This window comes from Massilia sp. DJPM01 (genome assembly GCF_030348125.1).
Taxonomy (GTDB): domain Bacteria; phylum Pseudomonadota; class Gammaproteobacteria; order Burkholderiales; family Burkholderiaceae_D; genus Telluria_A; species Telluria_A frigida.
In genome coordinates, this window is record NZ_JAQOZV010000170.1 from 1 (window position 1) to 1,411 (window position 1,411).

2 protein-coding genes are annotated in these 1,411 nt (G+C 48.1%); both read left to right on the plus strand.

The features are described from left to right. The coding region (locus PO883_RS34415; RefSeq protein ID WP_289313796.1) for a hypothetical protein at positions 1-715 on the plus strand (715 nt) is incomplete at its 5' end. Further along, the gene (locus PO883_RS34420; RefSeq protein WP_289313797.1) at positions 708-1,409 is read left to right on the plus strand and encodes a pentapeptide repeat-containing protein; all 702 of its coding nucleotides are present in this window, start codon (positions 708-710) and stop codon (positions 1,407-1,409) included. The genes PO883_RS34415 and PO883_RS34420, both read left to right, overlap by 8 nt. The last annotated feature ends 2 nt before the right edge of the window (positions 1,410-1,411 follow it).

Genomic DNA, 1,411 nt, shown 5'->3' on the forward strand with positions numbered 1-1,411 from the left:
GACTATTGCGTCGGGCGCCCCAGTTTCCGGCATGCCGCTGCCGAACCCGGCAACTTTGGGCGGAAAGGGAGTTGCTGCCGTGGCACCAGAGTTGAAGGCGGGCGTAAAAACCGTTGGCGCCGGTATCCCCGGAAATAATGGGGCAATTCAGGTGGGGGCTGTAGCAGAACTACCTTTGGTTGGTCAAATTCCCAACGTTCCTGGAGTTGAGTTCGCAATGGTGAATGGCACAAAAATTGTCCCGCAGAACTATTCACAGTTATACCATGGCACGAATAATTCCTATCTCGGGTTACCTTCGAGCATGACTCCCGCTCAAGTGGCGAAGGAACTGTTCGCCAATGGACTTCCAGCCCGCGGGAAGAATATTGATCTCATCGAGCACGCCCTAAAGAATGTTGATGACAGGGCGTTTAGAGGCACAACCCAAGTACCGCTCACTCAAGAGCAAAACGCTGGCGCGGCGTTTTGGGCTGACGAGGGGGGCGTCGTTATTGAAATAAAAGGTGCAAGTGGGTACGATGTGAATGCTGCACTAGAAGGACGTGTCTGGTCGGTCAACAAGGGTTATGGGGGGAATCCAAGTTTCGGTGAGCAGGAGATCGCCGTGGCAGGGGCAATTGCGCCCAATATGATTAGCCGTGTTGGGGTTGTTCAACTGGATGCAAGGACAGGAAGAAAAAAAATTGTGTGGATTGAGAGGAAAAATGAGTGATTTAATATCTCGCTGGGTTGACGATGCTTTTTTTCAACTCGTTCGTTCTATGTTGCTTGATTCTACTATTCAGCCTGATGGAATGAGTGTTCGCGAATGGTACGTTAATGTTGCACCGAAAGCTGCTCACCCAGTGGATGGGGAATCACTGGACTGTCGTGCAATGAATATTGATGGTCTAAAGATATTGGACGAATCGTTCGGTTATGTTCTCGACGGCAGTTCGGCGCGGGGATGTACATTTGAAGGTACAAATTTTCAAGGCGCGTCTGCGGAGGGCTGTGATTTCACAGGTAGTCGATTTTTGCACGCACAGATGTCCCCGTTTTATGCGCCGGAAGCCGTTTTTAAAAACTGCACTTTTGATGTGTGTTTTTTGATGGGTATTGGACTAGATATTGACCAACTGGGATCATTTAGTGATCTTCGTGGATGTGATTTTACCGATTGTATTGCGTCGAAGGTATATTTTGAGCGCTGCAACATGCAACAAATTCGTTTTGAAAATAGCTATTTTTCTCAATGTACTTTCTGTCACTCAGATGTCACCGGAATGGGGTTTTCCGGGGCTCGATTTGAGAATTGCGATTTTTCCGGAACGCGCTTAGATGACGTGCCTTTGTTACGTAGATTAGTTAAATCTGGAAACAATCGAGGTATCGATATGATAGAGTGGTGCGCCATACATAAATAGGT

What these genes read in the sequence shown, in the direction of transcription:
- PO883_RS34420 (WP_289313797.1), top strand. Translation starts at nt 708, where the DNA reads ATGAGTGATTTAATATCTCGCTGGGTTGACGATGCTTTTTTTCAACTC.